This is a genomic window from Fischerella sp. (genome assembly GCF_013388695.1).
In the GTDB taxonomy this organism is placed as follows: Bacteria; Cyanobacteriota; Cyanobacteriia; order Cyanobacteriales; family Nostocaceae; genus PCC9605.
Map to the genome: position 1 here is coordinate 1 of NZ_JACAEU010000023.1, position 21,443 is coordinate 21,443.

General features: G+C 38.9%; 13 protein-coding genes and 1 pseudogene. 2 read left to right on the forward strand and 12 right to left on the reverse strand.

The features are described 5' to 3' along the window. Together HXY43_RS03675 and HXY43_RS03680 are read left to right on the forward strand one after the other, a co-directional pair. A pseudogene (locus HXY43_RS03675) lies at positions 1-210 on the forward strand (hypothetical protein); the annotation flags it as partial. Positions 211-280: 70 nt separating this feature from the next. Beyond that, complete coding sequence (locus tag HXY43_RS03680) at positions 281-2,068, forward strand: ABC transporter ATP-binding protein (RefSeq protein WP_290880155.1); 1,788 nt, start codon at positions 281-283, stop codon at positions 2,066-2,068. A gap of 635 nt (positions 2,069-2,703) precedes the next feature. Here HXY43_RS03680 and HXY43_RS03685 read toward each other — a convergent pair. The 12 genes from HXY43_RS03685 to HXY43_RS03740 form a co-directional block, all read right to left on the reverse strand. Next, complete coding sequence (locus tag HXY43_RS03685; protein ID WP_290880157.1) at positions 2,704-3,597, reverse strand: oxidoreductase; 894 nt, start codon at positions 3,595-3,597, stop codon at positions 2,704-2,706. A gap of 127 nt (positions 3,598-3,724) precedes the next feature. Continuing rightward, the gene (locus HXY43_RS03690) at positions 3,725-3,952 is read right to left on the reverse strand and encodes an MbtH family protein (protein WP_290880159.1); all 228 of its coding nucleotides are present in this window, start codon (positions 3,950-3,952) and stop codon (positions 3,725-3,727) included. Positions 3,953-4,121: 169 nt separating this feature from the next. Beyond that, complete coding sequence (locus tag HXY43_RS03695) at positions 4,122-4,448, reverse strand: MbtH domain protein (RefSeq protein ID WP_290880161.1); 327 nt, start codon at positions 4,446-4,448, stop codon at positions 4,122-4,124. A 78-nt stretch (positions 4,449-4,526) separates the two neighbouring features. Continuing rightward, a complete protein-coding gene (locus HXY43_RS03700; RefSeq protein WP_290880164.1) occupies positions 4,527-4,799 on the reverse strand; it encodes a hypothetical protein in 273 nt (90 codons plus the stop codon). Between the two features lie 105 nt (positions 4,800-4,904). Continuing rightward, positions 4,905-6,269: an MATE family efflux transporter gene (locus HXY43_RS03705; protein WP_290880166.1), complete on the reverse strand. Its 1,365-nt coding sequence runs from the start codon at positions 6,267-6,269 to the stop codon at positions 4,905-4,907. 8 nt (positions 6,270-6,277) lie between these two features. Then, complete coding sequence (locus HXY43_RS03710; protein ID WP_367161456.1) at positions 6,278-6,499, reverse strand: SDR family NAD(P)-dependent oxidoreductase; 222 nt, start codon at positions 6,497-6,499, stop codon at positions 6,278-6,280. A gap of 35 nt (positions 6,500-6,534) precedes the next feature. Next, positions 6,535-7,410, reverse strand: a complete 876-nt coding sequence (locus HXY43_RS03715; RefSeq protein WP_290880169.1) for an SDR family NAD(P)-dependent oxidoreductase — start codon at positions 7,408-7,410, stop codon at positions 6,535-6,537. A 201-nt stretch (positions 7,411-7,611) separates the two neighbouring features. Then, positions 7,612-8,967 (reverse strand): cytochrome P450, encoded by a 1,356-nt coding sequence (locus HXY43_RS03720; protein WP_290880171.1) that lies wholly within the window; start codon positions 8,965-8,967, stop codon positions 7,612-7,614. 15 nt (positions 8,968-8,982) lie between these two features. Then, the gene (locus tag HXY43_RS03725; RefSeq protein WP_290880174.1) at positions 8,983-13,083 is read right to left on the reverse strand and encodes a non-ribosomal peptide synthetase; all 4,101 of its coding nucleotides are present in this window, start codon (positions 13,081-13,083) and stop codon (positions 8,983-8,985) included. Positions 13,084-13,107: 24 nt separating this feature from the next. Next, positions 13,108-17,757, reverse strand: a complete 4,650-nt coding sequence (locus HXY43_RS03730; protein WP_290880176.1) for a type I polyketide synthase — start codon at positions 17,755-17,757, stop codon at positions 13,108-13,110. A gap of 33 nt (positions 17,758-17,790) precedes the next feature. Beyond that, positions 17,791-19,509: a pyridoxal-dependent aspartate 1-decarboxylase PanP gene (gene panP / locus HXY43_RS03735; RefSeq protein WP_290880179.1), complete on the reverse strand. Its 1,719-nt coding sequence runs from the start codon at positions 19,507-19,509 to the stop codon at positions 17,791-17,793. Between the two features lie 32 nt (positions 19,510-19,541). Further along, positions 19,542-21,443, reverse strand: a 1,902-nt coding sequence (locus HXY43_RS03740) for a non-ribosomal peptide synthetase (protein WP_290880183.1), incomplete at its 5' end; no start/stop codon positions are given.

The following is a 21,443-nucleotide window of genomic DNA, read 5'->3' on the forward strand; positions in this document are numbered from 1 at the left end:
AAAGATGTTGTCTTTTTTGAAGATACTGCCCGATTTCGAGCTTATAATTCTGCTACTAACTGGTCTATTATCCGTACTATTGTCAATAAGTCCCCGTCCTTAAGGGCGGGGTCTCTAATGCGAAGTTCGGGTTATCCTTGTTTGACCAAAGCACTACGATTTCTCCGCCATAATCTTGAGTTACTTTTTTCTCTGCTGACTATGAATTAGCCCTACTACATTACCCTAATCTTCTCTCGTTCTAAGCTCGCTTTCATTGTAAACTATCATTTCTATCACAATGACAACACGCTCTGCTCACCCCCTCCTGCGTTTACTCCGCTATGCCAAACCCTATCAAACCCAAATCTGCGGTGCAATTGTTTGCTCGATTCTGCGTACCCTATTGGATCTGGCACCACCTTATCTTATCGGCGTTGCAGTAGATGTGGTAGTTAAACAAGAAACTTCCTTAATTGCTCGGTTTGGCATTCAAAATCCCCTAACTCAGTTATTAGTGCTGTCTGTGCTGACGATCGCCACTTGGGGTCTAGAATCCCTCAGCCAATATGCAGCCGACAAACTCTGGCGCAACTTGGCGCAAACCCTACAGCACGAACTGCGAGTCGATACTTACAATCACTTACAAGAACTAGAACTCGCCTACTTTGAAGACCGTAGCACGGGCATCCTGCTATCTATTCTCAATGATGACATCAACCAGCTTGAGCGCTTCTTCAACTCTGGCGCTCAAGACCTCATCAGCTTCTTCACGCGAGTATTTGCGGTTGGGATTAGCTTTGTACTTCTGGCTCCCGGCATTGCGTGGCTGGCGATGTTGCCCATCCCGTTTATCCTGTGGGGAACGTTCACCTTTCAATCCCGGTTAGCTCCTCGCTATGACACAGTCCGCGATCGCGCTGGAACTATTAGTGATCGCCTCGCTAACAACCTCTCTGGTATTGCCACGATTAAAAGCTTTACCGCCGAAGCCTATGAAAGCGATCGCGTTTATACTGAAAGTGATGCCTATCGTCGCAGTAACAAACGAGCGATCGCCCTGAGTGTAGCCTTTCAGCCCGTGCTGCGATTTTTGATTTTGCTGGGGTTTGTGCTAACGCTGTATTTGGGTGGTCGGGAAGTGCTTCAGGGTAGCCTGACTGTGGGTACCTATGGCTTCATGGTGTTTATTGTTCAAGATTTACTCTGGCCGTTCACGGAACTAAGTGAAATCATGGATGAATATCAGCGAGCGATGGCATCGGTGCGTCGTGTCATGGGCTTACTCGATACCCCGATTGCAATTCCCCACGGCGATCGCTCCTTAGCAATCGAAACTGTGGTTGGTAAAGTGCAATTTGATAATATTACCTTTGCCTACAACGGTCGCAACCATATACTCAAAAATTTATCCCTACAGATTCCTGCGGGAGCCACAATCGGTATTGTGGGAGCAACGGGTTCAGGTAAAAGTACGTTAGTTAAACTCCTGCTACGCTTTTATGAAGTACACAGTGGACGCATTTTAGTTGACGGCATTGATATCCGCGACCTCAATTTATGGGATTTACGGCAATGTATTGGTTGGGTGAGTCAGGACGTGTTTTTGTTTCACGGTACGGTTGCTGATAACATTTGTTATGGTAGTTTCGATGCCACTCGCGAACAGATTATTCATGCTGCCAAGTTAGCCGAAGCCCATGAGTTTATCGAGCAACTGCCACAGGGCTATGACACAATTGTGGGCGAACGGGGACAGAAACTTTCTGGAGGACAACGACAACGACTGGCGATCGCCCGCGCTATTCTCAAAGATCCACCAATTTTGATTTTAGATGAGGCGACCTCGGCGGTAGACAATGAAACTGAAGCGGCAATTCAGAAGTCACTTCAGGTGATTACCCAAAATCGGACAACTATAGCGATCGCCCATCGGCTTTCGACGATTCGCAATGCCGACTGCATATATGTGATGGAAAGCGGACAATTGGTAGAAGCAGGAAAACACGAGGAATTAGTGGAGAAAAATGGGATTTATGCAGGTTTGTGGAAGGTGCAATCGGGGTTGGCAGTTACTAGTTATCAGTAAAGAAAAATGGCGTTGCATAATTAAGGGATGAACTAAAATCAGTAGACCGAAAACTTCTGCGATCGCTAAAAAATAGTAGTGTACGATACCGTTTTTGTGGGACTATAAAAAAGCTGATTGCCTTGAATAAATGATAACATGAGCTTATAAATAAGCCCCAAAATCAACCAAAATCAGCCAGATGGTAAAAAAACTTCGCAAGCTACCCTATAATTGCGGTCAATTGCTTGACGTAAAAACTCAAGCATCTGTTTGAGGGTAAATAGCTCAAGAACCCACATTCCGCACCTAAAACTGGCACACAGAGAAAGCAGTAAGTAAATTAAAAATGTGGGTAAAAATTGAGACGCTGAAAACAGAGAAGTAAAGTTAATAGCCAGAATCAGGGTAGAAGTCAAAAAATAAATAAAATTAGCACTCTATAAGCTTCCATCATGAAAAGCTAAAAATAGTTTCTAAAACTGCTTTTTGCGGTTACGTCACAGCAACCGCAAAAATTCATCTAACTAGAAAATAGGCAGTAGGCAGTGAGCAGTGGGCAATAGAAATGAACTATTTTTATGTTTGGCTGTGCCAAAACCGACATGGGAGACTGATGTAAACTAACGCACCTATCTCCGGCTTTGCAGTATAAGCTAGCTGACAACTTGGATTTTATCTGCTGCAACCTCGTCAAAATCAGTACTCATAGACACTTCCCTCCAAGCATCTAATTCTGATTTAATAAATTCTAATGCACCTTCAACAGCTTCTACCGTATCGGCTCCCAGAGCCAATCTGATTGGTGGATTATCGCTATCAACCACTTTTATCATTGCCAGGGCAGCTTTCCTTGGGTCGCCTGGAGCCATATCTTTCATTTCTTGTATAGGGATTATCTCCTGACGTATTTCATTAATCAACGGCTTGTAATCTTCTATTTGGGTGTCAGTTAAGACATAGGAGCGTCTGAAGAAATCTGTACGGAACCAACCAGGTTCAACAATTGTGACTTTAATCCCGAATGATGCAACTTCGCTAGCCAAAGAACCAGAAATTCCTTCTAATGCAAGTTTGCTGCTACTATAAATACCTCCACCAGCACTATGATCAAAACAAGCAATTGACGAAAAATTCAGAATATGACCACTGCGTTGCTGTCGCATATGAGGTAATACTGCTCGGAGAACTTCCAAGACACCAAAAAAGTTTGTTTCAAACTCACGACGAACTTCTTGATCGGGAACTTCTTCAATTACTCCAGCAACCTCACATCCTGCATTATTGACAAGTACATCAATGCGACCGAAGTTGGCGATCGCCTGTTTTACCGCTTCTCTTACCTCTTCAGGCTTTGTTACATCAAGTTGCACCGCTAATGTACGCTCCGGAAAGCTTGCTGCTAAATCTTTTATCTGCTGGGGATTCCGTGCCGTTAGCACCACCGTTTCACCCCGTTCAAGCACTGTTTCTGCCAGTGCTCGACCAAAACCACTTGAACAACCAGTAATAAACCATACTCGTGTTTGTTGCTCTGAGGACGTTACCATGGAAATTCTCCTTTTAGAACAAGTATTACTAAGCTCAAGAAATTTGATGTTGCAGAAGCAAAATATGCTTTTTATGGTGGAATCGAAATGCAAAATATACTCAACATCCAATTTTTATGCACATTTTTTATTGGATATTGCCAACTTTTTCCTGCATCCTTTTCCGCAGACTGAGCGGTCTCATGTCAGTCCAGGCTTCCTTAATGTAATCTAAACATTCTTGTTTTAGTCCACTTTTTCCAGCATCTTTCCAACCAAGAGGATTTTCACGTTCTAATGGCCAAATGGAATATTGCTCTTCGTGATTAACTACCACTTTGTAAAGTGTCGTATCTTCCTTGTCATCTTGATACATAATTGACCTCTCCAATATTTGACTAGTACATGAAGGCATAAGTAAGAAGGCAGAAGGCAGAAGGTACGAAAGCTTATAAATAAAGCTTTTTATCTAGTTAAGATAATGTGTTTATTTCCGCCGTGCTGTAATAGTTATGCTTCCACTTCATTCTTAACTGGGGAAAATTTTATGCTTCTATGGGTTCTAAATGTCCCTTACCGTTTAAACTCACCAGGTCAATATCTGCAATACATCTAACTTCGACATAGTTAAGTGTCAGATTGCCAACCAGATGAACTTTTCCTTTTTGATGCTCAAAGTCAGCGTCATTAAAATTAGATGCTTCTGGGTCGAGTTTCACACCCAAATCAGTACCACCCTGGGTGTTTGTGAATTTGATATGCACATATCCTCGGTCGATACTTTCTTTAAGTGCTGTGGCTGTTTTTTCAGGTCGCAAACTAGCCTCTACAGGATGTTCCCCTTCTGACAATCTTTGCACTAACTCATTCATAGAATTATCTCTAAACTAAGGATTACTTTTGTTTTGATTTTCGGATGTTTGTACTTGCACCGCTTCATAAACAGGAATCTAGAAGCCCAAAGTTTTGTAGCAAAACTCTTTCCATTCAGATGTTACATTATCAAATATGATATTCTCGTCCTTGAAAATTCCATCTGTCACTACATAATTTTCTTGTAAGTATAAGAAATCATCATCAGTTAATTCCCTTTTTACTTCAACTTCCTTACCATCTATCTGTTGCTTTTCTACCCTTGTATTTTCTGAATTTTCCCTCCATTGTTCAAATTGGCGCAGTGTTTTGATTAAATATGCCTTGCAGTATTTTCCCATTGTTGCCATGTTGTCACCTATCTAATTACTAAAAATTTTATTTTTATATATGATTTTAAATGAAAATCATAATATATGATTATTAATATTTTTATATCAAATATAAAAAATAACTCATGTACAATTAAGCTTAGATAAATGTCCAAACTCTTTTGCTGTCAGCCAAAAAACTACCAACATAAATATAAAATCTGCCAATATTGAACCAATATATATACCTCTTAAACCAATTATGCTTGAGAAAAATATCATCATTGGCACATTGAAGACTATGCTTTTAAGAAATAATGCTAATAAAACAACTTTAGGCTTGCCAATAGATAAAAAAAGTGTATTACTACAGTAAGCCAAAGGCCATATTGGTATTAGTATATTGAGAATTCTAAAATTAATTACATCTTCTATCGTAAAATTAATTCCTGGCAAAATCATATTTAAAAATACTGTTGGAACTATTTGTAAAGGCAGCCAAATAAATAATAGTAATGTAGTTCCTATTATTGCGAAAATTAAGTACGCATTCTTAACCCTTCTGTAATTATTCGCTCCATAATTTATACCTATTACTGGTTGTAATGCTTGTGCTAAACCAACAATAGGAATAACCATCAGTGAATCCACTTTCATTGTTGCACCGAAAAAAGCAATATCAATATTTTTTCCGTAATCGGAAATTAGATTAAATATCACAAACTCTTGAACTAATATCATCACTGGATAAAACAGGGAAGATACTCCTATTGAAAATATTTCTGTAAGTAAATCTATCGCGATCACTATTTTTTTGAGATGAACAGAGATAATGCTTTTACCAGTAATAAAATAAGATAGATTCAGAATACTAGAAACAACCATTGCCATAACTGTAGCGAGGGCAATACCTTGGGTGCCCCAATTATATACAGTAATGAATATGTAATTTAATAAAATATTAACACTAACAAAAATCAAGTTAAATAGCGTGTTCAATCTAATATTTCCTTCTGAATTTATAACCTCACCACAAGCTTCTCCCAATATCAAAAATATGGAACCTAATACATATGTTTTCAAATACTTTGTACCTTCTGAGGCGACTTCACCATTTCCGCCCATGAGTGCAATTAATTCTTGGCCAAATATATAACCAATAAATGTAATAAAAGAAGAAATTATAATACTTAAAATTATAAGATTTCCAAACATTTTGGATTGAGTCTTAACATCTCCAGTCCCAATGGCTCGACTAAGAACAGAAGCAGAGCCTACCCCTATCAAGGCAGCAAATCCATTTACTATACTTGTAAGTGGCATTGCAAGTGAGATACCAGCTAAAGCATTTTCACCAATGAACCTTCCTGCAAATAAAGCATCGATAAAACTGTTTAAACTAAGCATTAATACTCCCAAAATACTGGGAGTTGATAGCTTAAACATTAATTTAATTAAATTACCTTGAAGAATTTCGTTGGTAATTTGAGATTGTTTTTGTGAAGTCATTTATTTACTCAACCTTCCGAAGTCGATTTAATTTGTTCAGCTTTTGTGATATCTACAATGATTGGTGTTAAATCACCAGATGCAGCCTGCTTTAGTGACTCAGCATCTTTATCTGTGCGAACTCCAGCAAAAACTTGATACCCTTGCTTATCTAGTAAAAACGCAGTTGCTTGACCAAGACCTGTGGATGTTCCTGTAATTACAACTGCGCCTTTATTACTTTTATTTATACCTAATTCCTCACTAGTTAAATATTTATTTTTAGTTAATCAAAATTCATAATCTTAAAATAAAGATCATAAAAATACTGATGTGGGAGCAACCTTTTCAAGAGAAACAGAAAAGTATCTGACAAAATTGACGAAATCGAATAGGCAAAATATTGTCTTTTAGGCTTCCTATCTTCTAAAGACTTTAAAATAACATTTGCGGTTTTTTCACAGGACATACCATTCATATGCCCTTCTACAGTTTGTTGAATATAAATCCTACAAATTTTATCATAAATAGCTTTAGCTTCTGACGACATATTGGCAAACGTCCTATCATAGCTAGCCTCGACTTTTTTATAAACCTCTGTTTTTAATTGATCTGGAAAGACGGATATAACTTCAACATTAGAAGAAAATAATTCCATTCGCAAAGAATCTGTAAATGCCTCAAGTGTGAATTTAGCAGCAGATAAAAGCCCGAAATATGGTTCAGCGATTCTGCCACAAGCCGAACTAATGTTAATAACCCGTCCTTTAGCTTTTCTAAGCATTGGTAAAAATGCTTGGGTAACAGCAATTTGTCCTATAATACCTACTTCAAAATTTTCTCTTACGTCTTCTATAGGGACGCATTCTAAAGGTCCAAATACTATTGCAGTTGCATTATTCACTAATCCTAGAACTCCTTCATCACCGACTGCTAATGAAACAAATTCAGATGCGGCTCGAATTTGTTCTTCTTTTGTGATATCCATGATGATCGGAGTTAAAAAACCAGATGCTGCTTGTTTGAGTGATTCAGCATCTTTTTCTGTGCGGACTCCAGCAAAAACTCGATACCCCTGTTTGTCCAGTAAAAGCGCGGTTGCTCGGCCGAGACCTGTGGATGTTCCTGTAATTACAACTGCGCCTTTATTACTCTTAGTCATACCTAATTCCTCCAATACTGAAATATCTTTATTAGTCCCAAAATAGAAAATTGAGAGATATGTTGTATATCAAAATATAGTCTTTTGAAAAGAGCCGTACCCAAACCAAGGAGTCGTGTAAAAATAAATGTTGTCAGAGTATAATAAATATAAAGGTTTCAATCAAAAAGTTACGCAACTTACTTTACATAATTCCTAGAGCTAGTGGCTAAAGCCAGAATCAAGTGGTTGCGATTGTTTTTGATGATGCCGACCGTGCATGACCATTTTAACGCCAGTAGCAGGATAACAAAGAAGACCATCAAATTTTGGTTTTTCTGGTTGTTTTCTCACTAGCTTTAACTGATAGTGTGAAAGAATTGTTGCCAATATCAATTTCATTTCAAACAGAGCAAAGGTTCCAGCAATACAAACACGAGAACCACCACCAAAGGGCAAAAATTCATAGGTAGAAAACTGTTTTTCGAGAAAACGCTCTGGCTTAAATTGTTTTGGTTCCGGGTATAAATCTTCACGCTGATGTGTAGAATAAATATTTGCAATCAATATTGTTCCCGGACTCAACTTATAGCCCATTATTTCAACAGGAGACTCTACTATCCTGGGAAATGTAAAAAGTTGAGTTGGGTAAATTCGTAAAACTTCGTTGCAAACAGCATCGAGATAAGATAATGCCAAGATGCTTGTGATATCTGGGTTTTCACCGAGGGCATTAAGTTCTTCTAGCAGACGATCGCGAACATGAGGTAAACGGTGAATCCAGTACAAAGCCCAAGCGATCGCAGTTGCTGAAGCACCTTGAGCTGCTCCGATAGGTGAAATTAATAAATCTCGTATTTCCTCATCAGCGATCGGCTCACCCGTCTCATCTGTTGCCAATACTAATTCCGAAAGAAGATCGCTACGAGATGGATCTGCTTGCTTGCGGCGTTCTTGAACTTCAGCATACAGCAGTTGCCAAAGCTCTTGTTGGAGGTAAAGCAAATATCCTTGACGACTCCACCGTCCTAACTTCCATCTCCAAAAGGGAAGTTTTTCGGTCACCTCAAACAGTGCAAATAAATGTTTTATTTTTTCATAGCGCTCTCCTTCACGCAATCCCATCACAATTTCTATACCTATCGCCAGGGTAATATCTTCTATAGTTGAGTAGGCAAGAAAAGGTTTTCCAATTGCCTGTAGATTCATGATTTTTTCTGTCAGTTCGCAGATACGTTGCCCGCAGGCTTGCATTCGCGCACCGTGAAAAGCAGACATTAACAACTTGCGCCGATGTTTGTGACGCGATCCATCCAGTTGAAGAACACCTTGCTCTCCTGCAAATAGGGCGAAACCTTCTTGGTTTAATGCGCCCCTAGCTACAATTTCCTTGGTATTAGTGAAAATCTCCTTTATCCCTGAAGGATGGCTAACATAAACTGTTGGTGTGGAACCAAACATTACAGTCACAATATCACCGTAACGTCTGGAAATAGTATCCATATAACCAAAGATATCAGCCTTAAATTGTAGGAGTAGTAACCAAGAAGGAGTTTTCGGTCCAGGAGGTAGTTGCATTAGCCTCTTTTACTCCTATTGCATATTTAAATTATGGACAGCATTATCAATATAAATTCTCAACTGTTTAGCTAATTCATGAATATGAGGTTCAAGTAGCATTGAGAAATGATTTCCTGGAACTTCAACAACCTGAGTCGATTCACTGGAATATTTATCCCAACCTAAAAAGAGATCATCAGTACTCCATTCTGGATTATCAAAATCATGGATAATCTCCTCTTGAGCTCGAAAGACAGTTAAGGAACGGGGATAAATCTGCGGGACATAATCTCGCGTAGCTTGGACATTAGCTTTGAAAAGTTGGTAATGACGGAGAAAATCCTTAAGCTCTACATCAGAAAAAATAAAGTTGGCTTTTTTGTTTACCAAATTCAGTTGCTCATCCAGCGACAAACCTCGAAGTTCATCAAATGGAATAGAAAAATCTATGTCATTCTCAATTTTGATTTCTTCAGCGATACGCAGCAAGAACTTCGCATCATCATCATCTGTTGATTCAATGGTCGTCTCTGGTAACATGGCATCGATGATAGCTACTAAACCTACTGTGTGACCCTGTTTTTGTAGTTGCTGCGCCATTTCAAAAGCAAGTACACCACCGTAACAATGACCACCTAAAAGATAGGGGCCATGTGGTTGCACTTGACGAATTTCTTGCAGATAGCGAGATGCTGTTTCCTCTACTGAAATAATTTTAGGTTTTTCAGGGTCTGGCCCATGTTCCAATCCATAAAATGGATATTCCTCGCCTAGTATTCTGGATAATTTGAAGTATGGACTAATATCTCCGCCAGCACCATGCATACAGAAGAAAGGTATCTTGTCACCAGAAGAGTTAATTGCTACTAGGTGAGAATTAGAACTTTTGTGAAATGGTTGACTAACAATTGTAGCTAGTTTTTCAATAGTTGGGTTTTCAAAAAGAGTAGATAAAGGAAGATTATGTTCAAATTTATCATAAATTTGAGCCATTAAGCGGACAGCTAAAAATGAGTGACCACCTAAGTCAAAAAAGTTATCTGTCACTCCAATAGGGCTAGTATCAAGAAGCTTTTCCCAAGTTTTTGCTAAAGCTAATTCTGTAAAATTTCGGGGAGCAACAAAAGATTTATTTGTATTTTGCTGAATAATTTCACTACTTGGCAGCGCACTTTTATCTAGTTTTCCATTAGGTGTAAGCGGAAGTTTATCAAGTACAATAAAAGCGGATGGCAACATGTAATTAGGCAGCTGCTGTTGCAAATAGGATAGTAGTTGTGTATTGATATCCTGCTTATCTGTGACAACATAGGCAATCAAACGGGGATTTTCTTGAGCATCATCCCTAGTAATTACAACAGATTCTCGTACATCTGGATTTTGTGCGATCGCAGTTGCAATTTCACCTAATTCTACTCGAAAACCCCTAATTTTTACTTGCTCATCACGGCGACCCAAATATTCAAGATTACCATCTCGGAGGTATCTAACTAAATCACCTGTTTTATAAAGTTTATTTCCAGGTATAAAGGGATTATCAATAAATCTCTCTTTAGTTAATTCTGGACGATGTAAATAACCCTTGGCTAACCCATCACCACCAAGATAAAGTTCTCCAATTACTCCTATGGGTGTTGGCTGGAAATCGCGATTCAATACATAAATTTGAGTGTTATCTATGGGGCAACCAATAGGCACACTATGAGCATGTTCTGCTAAGAAACTAGTATCGTAGTAAGTCGCATTAGCGGATACTTCTGATGAGCCATAAAGATTGATGAGTTTGGCTGAGGGCATCAATTCTCGAAAATGTTGAACTAATTTAACAGATAATGCTTCTCCACTAGTTATCCAGAATTTTAAATACGTTAATTTCTTAACTAGATGACTATAATTATCTAAAAGCAGTCGGAGAAACGAAGGTACAAGTATAATCCGAGAAACTTTGTATTGTGCCAGAGATTGTATAAATAATTGCGGGTTTAATACAGTTGCATGGCTGATAATTACTGTGGGAATTCCTTGCAGTAAAGGAGCAAAAATTTCCCAAACAGAATCGACAAAACTAATAGCTGTTTTCTGACAGCAAACTTCTCCAGGGGCGAAAGGATAGGTTTTCCATAACCAGTGTAAACCGTTGATTGTACCCCGATGGGTACCAAGCACACCTTTTGGTGTTCCAGTTGACCCAGAAGTGTAGATAATATAAGCGAGATGATCAGAGGAACATATGTTAATGGGATTTTCCAAGCTTTCTTGTGCAATTTCCTCTTTGTGGATATCCAAGCAAACAGTTTTAGATGCGAATAATGATAGTTTTTCTAATATTTCTTGCTTACTAATTAACAGCGATGCTTGGGAATCCAAAAGCATAAAATTCAAACGTTCCACTGGATAACTTGGATCAAGGGGAATGTATGCACCACCAGCTTTGAGAATAGCTAAAATCGCCACCACCATATCTAGATCGCGTTCCAAGCATAGAGCAACCAAAGTTTCTTTTGTGACACCTTGTTTTTCTAAGTAATGTGCCAGTTGATTTACTCTATGGTTCAGTTGGCAATAAGTTATTTCTTCGCAATCACTAATTAGTGCTACAGATAATGGTGTTAGTTCAACTTGCTGCTCAAATAATTGATGCAGACATATTTCTTGAGGGTAGTCAGCCCGGGTTTGATCAAACTTAAATAATAATTCTTCTTGTTCACAAGTCTTTAGTAGCGATAATTCACTCAGATGTTGCTCTGGATTTGCGACTATATTTTCTAATAAGGTTTGGAAATTTTGAAGAAATTGGCTAATAGTTATTGAGTCAAAAATATCCGTATTATATTCTAACCAGCCTGTTAATCCTTCTTCAGATTCAGACATTGATAGGAAAATATCTAATTGAGCGGTACCGCTATCAAATTCTAAACTACGTAATGTTAAACCAGACACTTCCTGAACAGAATTTGGAGTATTTTGCAAGACGAACATTACATCATAGAGGGGATTTCGATTCAAGTTCCGTTCGGGTTGTAGTTGTTCTACAAGTATCTCAAAAGGTAAATCTTGATGTGTATATGCATCTAGAGTTACCTTTCGTACTCGATGTAAAAGTTCGCGAAAACTGGGATTACCACTGAGGTTATTACGTAACACCAAAGTGTTAACAAATAAACCCAGCATCCCTTCCAATTCTGGACGGTTGCGGTTAGCAATTGGAGAACCGATTAAGATATCTTCCTGGTCTGTGTAACGGTATAGTAATATGTTAAATGCTGCCAGCAAACTCATAAATAAAGTAGCGTCTTCTCGCTGACTTAATTGCTTGAGAGCATTAGTTAGGGATGTAGAGAATGTACAGTATTGCTTGGCACCAGTGAAAGTAGTAAGGTTAGGACGTGGACGGTCTGTGGGTAGTTGTAGTACAGGTAACTCACCTTGGAGGTGTTGCTTCCAGTAATTTAATTGGGTTGCGAGGAATTCACCTTGGATGCGATCGCGTTGCCAAATGGTAAAATCTGCATACTGAATCGGGAGTTCGGGTAAGGGGGAAGGTTGATTTTTTGAGAAAGCAGCATACAGCGTTGACAACTCGCGCAGGAACACATCGCAAGACCATCCATCTGTAATAATGTGATGCATGGTCACAAGCAAAACGTGTTCTTCTTGGTTCAATCGCAGTAAAGTAGCCCTCACTAATAACCCTTTAGCCAAATTAAAAGGCTGTTTTGCTGACTCTGCTGCAATTTGTTTAACTTCGGCTTCCCAATCTTTACCAGATAAATTTTCTAGGTTAATAATAGATAAATCCCAAGTAGATTGGAGAGAAATTTCTTGTATCGGCTCTCCATTCACAAGCCTAAAATTTGTCCGCCAAACTTCATGACGCGTCAGAATTCCATTCAAGCTTTGCTCAAGTGCTGCAATATCTAAATTTCCTTGTATATGAAAAGCGATGGGAATATTGTAAAAAGAGCTGCCGTGATAAAGCTGGTCTATAAACCATAGTCTTTGTTGAGAAAAAGACAAGGGAATATTCTGGCAATCTTGACGTTTAGGAATCACATTAGCTTGAATTTTTCCCCCTTTCCATTTTTCTAAAAGGGCTTTTTTCGCTGGTGATAAGTTAGAATATTTTTTATCCATAGCTAATAATTATTGATTAACCAATTATGAATTACTTAAAAGAACTGAAACTTCTTCTTCAGATAATTCCTCAATTTTTTCCAACAAAAGTTGCTCAACTATTTCTGCCTGCTTAATTGGTATCATCGCTTCCAATAACAGGTCGCGCAGTGGTAAATCTACAGGGAATTTGGCTCGCAATCGAGACACTAATTGAGTTGCAATTAGGGAGTCTCCCCCTAACTCATAGAAGTTGTCGTAAATACCAACTTCTGCAATTCCTAGTACCTCTTGCCATATCTCTGTAATTTGTTTTTCCAACTCATTTGTGGGAGCAACATAGGAATTACTTAGGCTTGGTCGAGAATAGCGCGATGATGAATCTAATTGATTAATAGATTTTGAATTTACCAAAGAATCGAGGCTAATTGTATGATTTGTCCTCGCATTAATATCTACTGTAGAAAGAATAACCTGAACTACTTCCCTTAAAGAAAAAACTCGTTTAAATACTTCTACTGCTTCTACTGGGGTAATAGCTAACTCTTCTCCAAAAACTCGCCCCAGTGTTGTTCTTTCCTGACTTACATTCGGTTGAAATTTATCCCAATTGATAACATACCACGGCAAAGATTTATTTTGATTATACCGATTGCTAAAAGTATCGATGAATTGGTTGGCTGCTGAATATAAGCATAGCCCAAATCCTCCTAAAATGGAAGACAAAGAAGAAAGAATGATACAAAAATCTATATTAAAATCCTGTAAGACTTGTTCTAATACTAGAACCTTACTACTTTGTGATTCTAATAGATTCTCAAATTCTACTTCAGTAATTTCGGGAATAGAAGCAAATAGGTTATCACGCTTGATACCAGTTGAATAAATTACGCCATTAATTTGTTCAACATTTGCAGATGCAAGAGCTTTATGAATATGTTCGTAATTAGTGGTATCGGCACGTAATAACAAAACTTCTGCACCTAATTTCTCTAATGCTGAAACTTGCTGTATTTTGAGACTCACTTCATCATCTTGAGGATGGGTTTCAAGCCATTGGGAGAAATTATCTTGCTCTGGAAATTTAACATCTTCAATAAATATAAGTTTTGCTTGGAAAGTTTTTGTTAAATATTTCGCAAGCACAACCTCAATAGTTTCTAAGCCACCGGGGAAAAAGTAAACACCTTGTTTTCTTAAAGGTATTTTTTTCTCAACTATTGACTCTGCGTGAACTGACTCAAATATTTGTACCCAACGGTGGCGATCGCGATAAGCAACTACGCTATCTGAGGATACAGACGTTAACTCATTCAGAAGCCTGTCAATAATATGACTCTCACAATTTTCTTGTCTTTCTTCTAAGTTTCTGCTGTTAGTTAAATCAATATCAATGCACTGACAGCTAATATGGGGATACTCTTGAGGAATTACCTTACATAAGCTTAATATTGCAGCTTTCTCTGGGTTTAGTTCTTCATTCCCGTTAACTTCTTGAATGTTATTCGATATCACCCTAAGTTGTAGGCAACTACTAATTTTTAACTTACTAAGGCTCTGGGTTAAAAATAGTAAGCTTTTAAGTTCTAAATATTTTACCGATGAACCGTTATCAAGGTGACTTAGGCTCCATAGATAAACTATTTTTTCGGGACTTTGACCTATAGATATTAGTTCTTGTAATAACTTATCATAATCTTCATTTATACATGGAGAAATTGTATAGATACCCTCACTTAATTGACTAAATTCATCTCCTTGCTTAACAATAATTATACTTTTACCCTGATTTTTTAACTTATCAATTAATTGCTCCCCTATACCCAAATCATCCACAAAAAATAGCCATTGTTCTTCTTGTATAGATTTTATTTCTTCTGACGATGAAGAAGTTAGCAAAGAGCGTTTCCATGAAGGAATATAGAACCAGTCAGCAATATCTTGCTTTTGATCTAATCTCGTCGGTTTGATGTTTACGGAATGCGATCGCGATTTAGGCTCAATCCAGTAGCGTTGTCGTTCAAAAGGATAAGTAGGTAAAGGTAAACGATGACGCTTTTCATGAGCATAAAAGCCCGACCAATCTATTTCCACACCCGCAAGCCACAATCGGCCCAATGTTTGCAATAAAAAGCAAACATCCGATTGTTGCTCCTTAACATGGCGTAACGAAGTCAATACCTGTTGTTTAGCATCTTTCTCTAAATGCTGCGTCGTGAATGTGCTTAAAGTTCGCCCTGGTCCCACTTCCAGAAAAACACCTTCAAACTGCTGTAATAGTTGCGATATCCCATCTGAAAATCTGACAGTTTGTCGTAAATGTTGGCACCAATAATCTGGATTTGTCGCTTGTTCAGCACTAATCCAACTACCAGTCACATTGGAAATAAAGCGTATCTTGGGTGGATTTAGTTCCACTGTTTTCATCGCCTCACCAAATGCTGACAATATCGGTTCCATCATCACCGAATGAAACGCATGAGATGTATGCAACTGACGACATTCAACTTCAATTGAAGATAATTGTTGTTCCAAGACTGCAACAGCGTCGTTTGTTCCCGATACAACGCTTGAAGATGGGCTATTAATTACTGCAATTTGTAGAGATTTTCGATATAACTCGTTTTCAGAAAGTAGCGTTCGTACATCTTTTTCTGGCAGCCTAATTGCCAGCATACTTCCTGGGGATACTTGTTGCATTAACTGTCCCCTTTTTGCCACTATTTTCAAGGCATCTTCTAAAGAAAATACACCTGCGATCATTGCGGCGACATATTCGCCAATACTATGACCAATCATCGCCTCTGGACGCACTCCCCACTCCATCAATAACTGAGCTAGGGCATACTCAACTACAAATAATGCGCTTTGGGTAAGGGATGTTTGTTGGAGTTGATTGGAAGCGGTTTCTGTTTCTTCTGGGTTGGGATAAAGTAGGGAGCGGATATCAAGACCGAGGTGGGGTTGTAAAATAGCAGCGCAAGTATCTACGTGTTTTTTAAACGTCAGTTCTACTTCATACAGTTCCCGACCCATGTTTGCATATTGTGACCCTTGTCCCGAAAACATGAAGATAACTGGACAGTGACCAGGTTTGTGCTGGTGGCTAAAAATACGTTGTGGATTTTGGCTGTCGAGGGATTTGATTGCATCATCTCGGTCTTGACAAATAATGATACGGCGATAGTCAAAAGCTCGCCGACCTACTTGCAGGGTGTAAGCTACATCTGGTAAGGGAGTATCGGGGTTTTGTTCTAGATAATCGCGCAGTTGGGTAGTTGCTGTATTTAAGGCGGTGCTGGTTTTGGCTGAGAGAAGTAATAACTGCCAAGGACGGGATGGTGGAAACGCGAAATTTCGCGTCTCTACAACTGGCGCTTCTTCTAATATGATATGGGCATTAGTTCCACCAATACCGAAGGAACTCACACCTGCTCTGCGGGGTGTACCGTTGGTTTTCCACTCGGTAAGTTTAGTGTTGACGTAAAACGGACTATTAGCGAAATCTATCTGCGGATTCGGCTTTTCAAAATGCAAACTGGGAGGTATTTGTTGATATTTTAATGCCAGGACTGTTTTTATTAATCCTGCTACCCCCGCTGCTGTATCCAAATGCCCAACATTGGTTTTAACTGAACCGATCGCACAAAAACCTTTTTTATTGGTGCTAGTGCGAAAAGCTTGTGTGAGAGCCTTAATTTCAATCGGGTCTCCTAAAATGGTTCCTGTACCGTGAGTTTCTACATAACTAATAGTCTCAGGTTCGACGACCGCTAAGGCTAAAGCCTCTAAAATAACTTCTCTTTGACCATCAACACTAGGAGCTGTATATCCAACCTTTAAAGAACCATCATTATTAACAGCTGAACCCTTGATTACTGCATGAATATAGTCACCATCAGCAATAGCATCCTCTAATCTTTTCAAAACCACCACACCTAAACCATTGCCACCAACTGTTCCCTGGGCTTGAGCGTCAAAAGCTCGGCAATGACCGTCAGGAGATTGAATTCCTCCCTGTTGATAGTGGTAACCAGCTCTTTGCTGCGCTCCAACGGTTACACCACCAGCTAAAGCTATATCGCTTTCACCATTAAGTAGACTTTGGCAGGCTAGATGAACAGCAACCAATGATGTAGAGCAGGCAGTCTGAACGTTGATACTTGGCCCTTTTAAGTTTAATTTATAAGAAATCTGTGTTGGTAAAAAATCTTTATCATTACCAATAACAATATTGTCTTCCGATTCCATCAAATCCCGATTAGTATATAAATTGGTAAGCAAGTATGTACTAATACCAACACCAGCAAAAAGACCTATTTGACCACTATAAGTTTCCGAGTTATAACCAGCATTTTCTAAAGCTTCCCAAACAGCTTCTAGAAAAAGTCGGTGTTGTGGATCTGTAATTTCCGCTTCTCTGGGAGAAAATCCAAAAAAAGCAGCATCAAATAAATCTATATTTTCTAATATACCGTTTGCTTTCACGTAATTGGGATTTTTTAGCAATTCAGAATCTACCCCAACAGATATTAGCTCCTCATCTGTGAAAAAAGAAATCGACTCTACACCAGAGCGCAGGTTTTGCCAAAAGATATCAATTTTATTGGCTCCAGGGAAACGCCCCGCCATGCCAATAATGGCGATTTCGTCTTTATCATCTAAGCTATCAATAAAATTCTCTGCTATGTCCATAGGTCAAAACCTGTTCATCAGTATTATTTGTCTTCAATATGCAATTGAGATTTCTAAAGCAATCTGAATCTGGTCATTTAAAACTGCATCAATATCTGCTTCAGTAGTTAAGGGATTGGCAATGACTGCACGCATGGCGATTACAGGGATTTCTTTACCCAAACTGATAGTTGTTTTTGTCGTTCGGGAGATAAAAGTGCGACCAATCTGACGCTGCATCTTCTGCAAAGTCTCATTAAAATTATTAATCAATTGATTATCTGTTTCCGATAATTTTTTGTTGGCAACTATTTCTCTAAATTGCTCTGGAATATAACGGTAAAGCAACAAATTAGTATCAGGGTCTGCTAATAATTCAAATTCAGGCATTGCCGCAACCTGATCGGCCATGTACTGAGTTTTACGGATTCCTTCGTCAATCAAAAACTCATATCCATTCAGACCAATTAGCTTTAGACCAGCATGTAAAAATAAAGCCATACCTGGTCGAGAACCTTCTAAAGCACGTTTGCCTAAATCGAATGACCCTTTACGCATGGTATAGCTAGCCTGCTTTTCAATGGAAGAAGCCAAATGAGGGTCGCGGAAAAATACCATGCCAATACCCATTGGTAAATACAATTGTTTATGTCCATCAATGGTTACTGAATCAGCTTTCTCAATCCCAGCAAGCTTATGTTGATGTTTTCGAGAAAAGATGACCGGACCACCCCAAGCAGCATCCACATGAAAATGTATATTATTTTCTTGGGCAATCTCTGCAATCTCTTCTAACGGATCGACGCTACCGGAATCTGTAGTTCCAGCAATGCCAACAATGGCGATGATATGTAAGTTTTGCTGGCGACAATCTGCAACGGCTTGACGTAAAGCTTTGATATTGACTCGATTGTTAGAATCTACTGGGACTCGCATCAAATTTTTAGTGCTTATGCCCATTAAATCCGCAGCTTTATCAAAAGAGAAGTGCATCAATTCGGAACCAATTACAACTGCTCCTTTGTAACCGTAAAAATTTAAAGCTGCACTTAAACCTTCTTTTTCTATACCTAAAAACTCATTCTTTGCACCTAAAGACTTATTTCGAGCGCACCACAGAGCAGTAATATTGGCTGTTGTGCCACCAGAAACCAAAATTCCTAATGTACTTTGATTATTTTGAATATGCTGGGCATAAAAATTATCGGATAAATTATAAATTTGCCGATGCATCATTGCTAAAGCCTCGCGTTCACAGAAGCTCAGGGCTTTAGCTGTCTCTATTTTGACAGCATTTTGATTCATCGCTGTCATTAGTTTGGCTAAAGGACGCACAAAAGCAGGAAGTGCCGAGGTCATATGACCGATAAATTGTGGCGCAGATGTGTGTATTGAATGAGCAACAACATTTTCATTTAAGGATTGAAAATAGCTTTCAAAATTAGTAGGTTGTGCAGGTATTTTGCTATCACCAAAGTTTTTAATTATACATTCAATATCAACATTGGTATTTGCACTGTCTGCAATTAGAAAATTTTGAGAGAAATCCTCAACCATTTCATCTATTCGAGTTTCAATTGATTTACCTTGAATAGGTGCAAATATTTGTTTTACATACTCACCAATCTCAGTAGACAATACTTTTTCTGATGGAGGGAAATTCTTTTTAGATAAAATTTCTTTTTCACTTAATGTCATGTGACTTATTGAATAACTAATAATGTATTTTTCTATCGTCAGTGGAGAGTAAAGAAATGATGTTTGGATGCTCATAGAGTTGAGAGCAAACTTTAATTTTCTAGATTTTATTCGTCTGATTGGGACGAAACTCCCCTTTCCTTAGTCGCTGCTCGATGTTCTTTTCTCGCCTGTTTCCGACGCTGTGTCGAAGTTTTCCTACTTTCAGAACGATGAGAATGTTGTATGAAAGATGTTTCTTCTCTTGATTCCTGGCTAAAATATCTAGCTAAGTGACTCACGGTAGGATGTTGAAACATTTCCACCAAGAGCAAATCTTTCTGGAATATTTTTTGCAATTTACTATGAACCTGAACTAAAAGCAGTGAATGACCACCCAGTTCAAAGAAATTATCATAGATTCCCACATTTTCAACATGAAGTACTTCTTGCCAAATATCAGCAATAGTTTTTTCTATCTCTGTTTGGGGTGGTTGATAAACTAATTCCAATTCTGGACGTACTGTATCAGGCATAGGCAGCGCTTTGCGGTCAACCTTACCATTAGGTGTTAATGGTAGCTTATCTAGTATCACAAAAGCTGACGGCAGCATGTAATTAGGTAAAGATTTACTGAGATAGTCCGTTAGATGTTGGTTTAAGTTTTTTGTGGTCTGTTGTTTATCTAATTCAGGTACGATATAAGCTACTAGGCGTTTGTCATTAGAGTAGTCTTGGCGTGCAATAACTACTGTCGATCGCACATCAGGATGTTGGCTTAATACAGCTTCTATTTCTCCTAGCTCAATGCGGAAGCCGCGAATTTTTACTTGGTTGTCAATACGACCATTGAATTCTATTTGACCATCGCTGCGATAGCGTACCCGATCGCCTGTTTTGTAAAGACGAGAACCAGGCTCGTTGCTAAAAGGATTTGGTATAAACGAATGGGCTGTTAGTTCTGGTTGATGCAGATAGCCTCTTGCTACTCCAACTCCTCCAATGTACAACTCGCCCCAAACACCAATGGGGACTGGTTGCAAATCTGAATCTAACACATAGGTTTGCACATTGGCGATCGCTCGTCCAATCGGTACTTCTGGCTCTACTGCGATAAGTTCCTTTGTTCCTGCTAGGTCACAAACTGTAGCACCAACTGTAGTTTCCGTAGGCCCATAAGCATTTACTAATCTTAATCGTGGTTCTACTTGCTTGCGCCAGGTGTGAACAGTATCTGCTAGAGCTTTTTCACTACCAGTAACAACTAGACGTAGTGTTTCTGGTAACGTTAATTTTGATGTTGAAAGTTCAGAAGTTAACTGATGCCAGAAGCTAGTAGGTATGTCTAAAACAGATATACACAGAATCAGGCATTTTTCCAAGAAAGCTGGTATTGAAGCCAGCATCTCATCGGTTCGCAGTACTAAAGTTGCGCCGGAAAGCAAACAAGAAAAAATTTCTTCAACTGCAACATCAAAGCTGATAGAGGCAAATTGCAAGATGCGGTCTTGTGCTTGTAGTTCGTACTCTTTTATTGTTGCTTGGACAAAGTTGACTAAAGACTGATGTTGGATAGTGACGCCTTTAGGGGTGCCAGTGGAGCCTGACGTATAAATCACATAGGCTAGATTTGCAGGATTGGTTTGATTTAGAGGGTTTTGCTTGATTGCTGATGAGACAGCTTGCCAATTAACATCGTTGTCTAAGCAAACGACTTTTGCTGTATGTGCTGGTAACTGTCCCAGGAGGTGCTGTTGTGTGAGCAATACTGGCACTTGAGCATCATTTAGCATCAGTGCTATTCGCTCTTGGGGATAGGCAGGGTCGAGGGGTACGTAGGCTCCGCCTGCTTTGAAGATGGCTAATAGCCCGACGACCATATCGAGCGATCGCTCTACACAAATCCCCACTAATACTTCTGGTTTTACTCCTAAGTTTTGCAAGTAATGCGCTAATTGGTTAGCCCGTTGATTTAGCTCCCTGTAGGTTAGCTGTTGGTTTTCAAAGACTACGGCTACTGCATCAGGTGT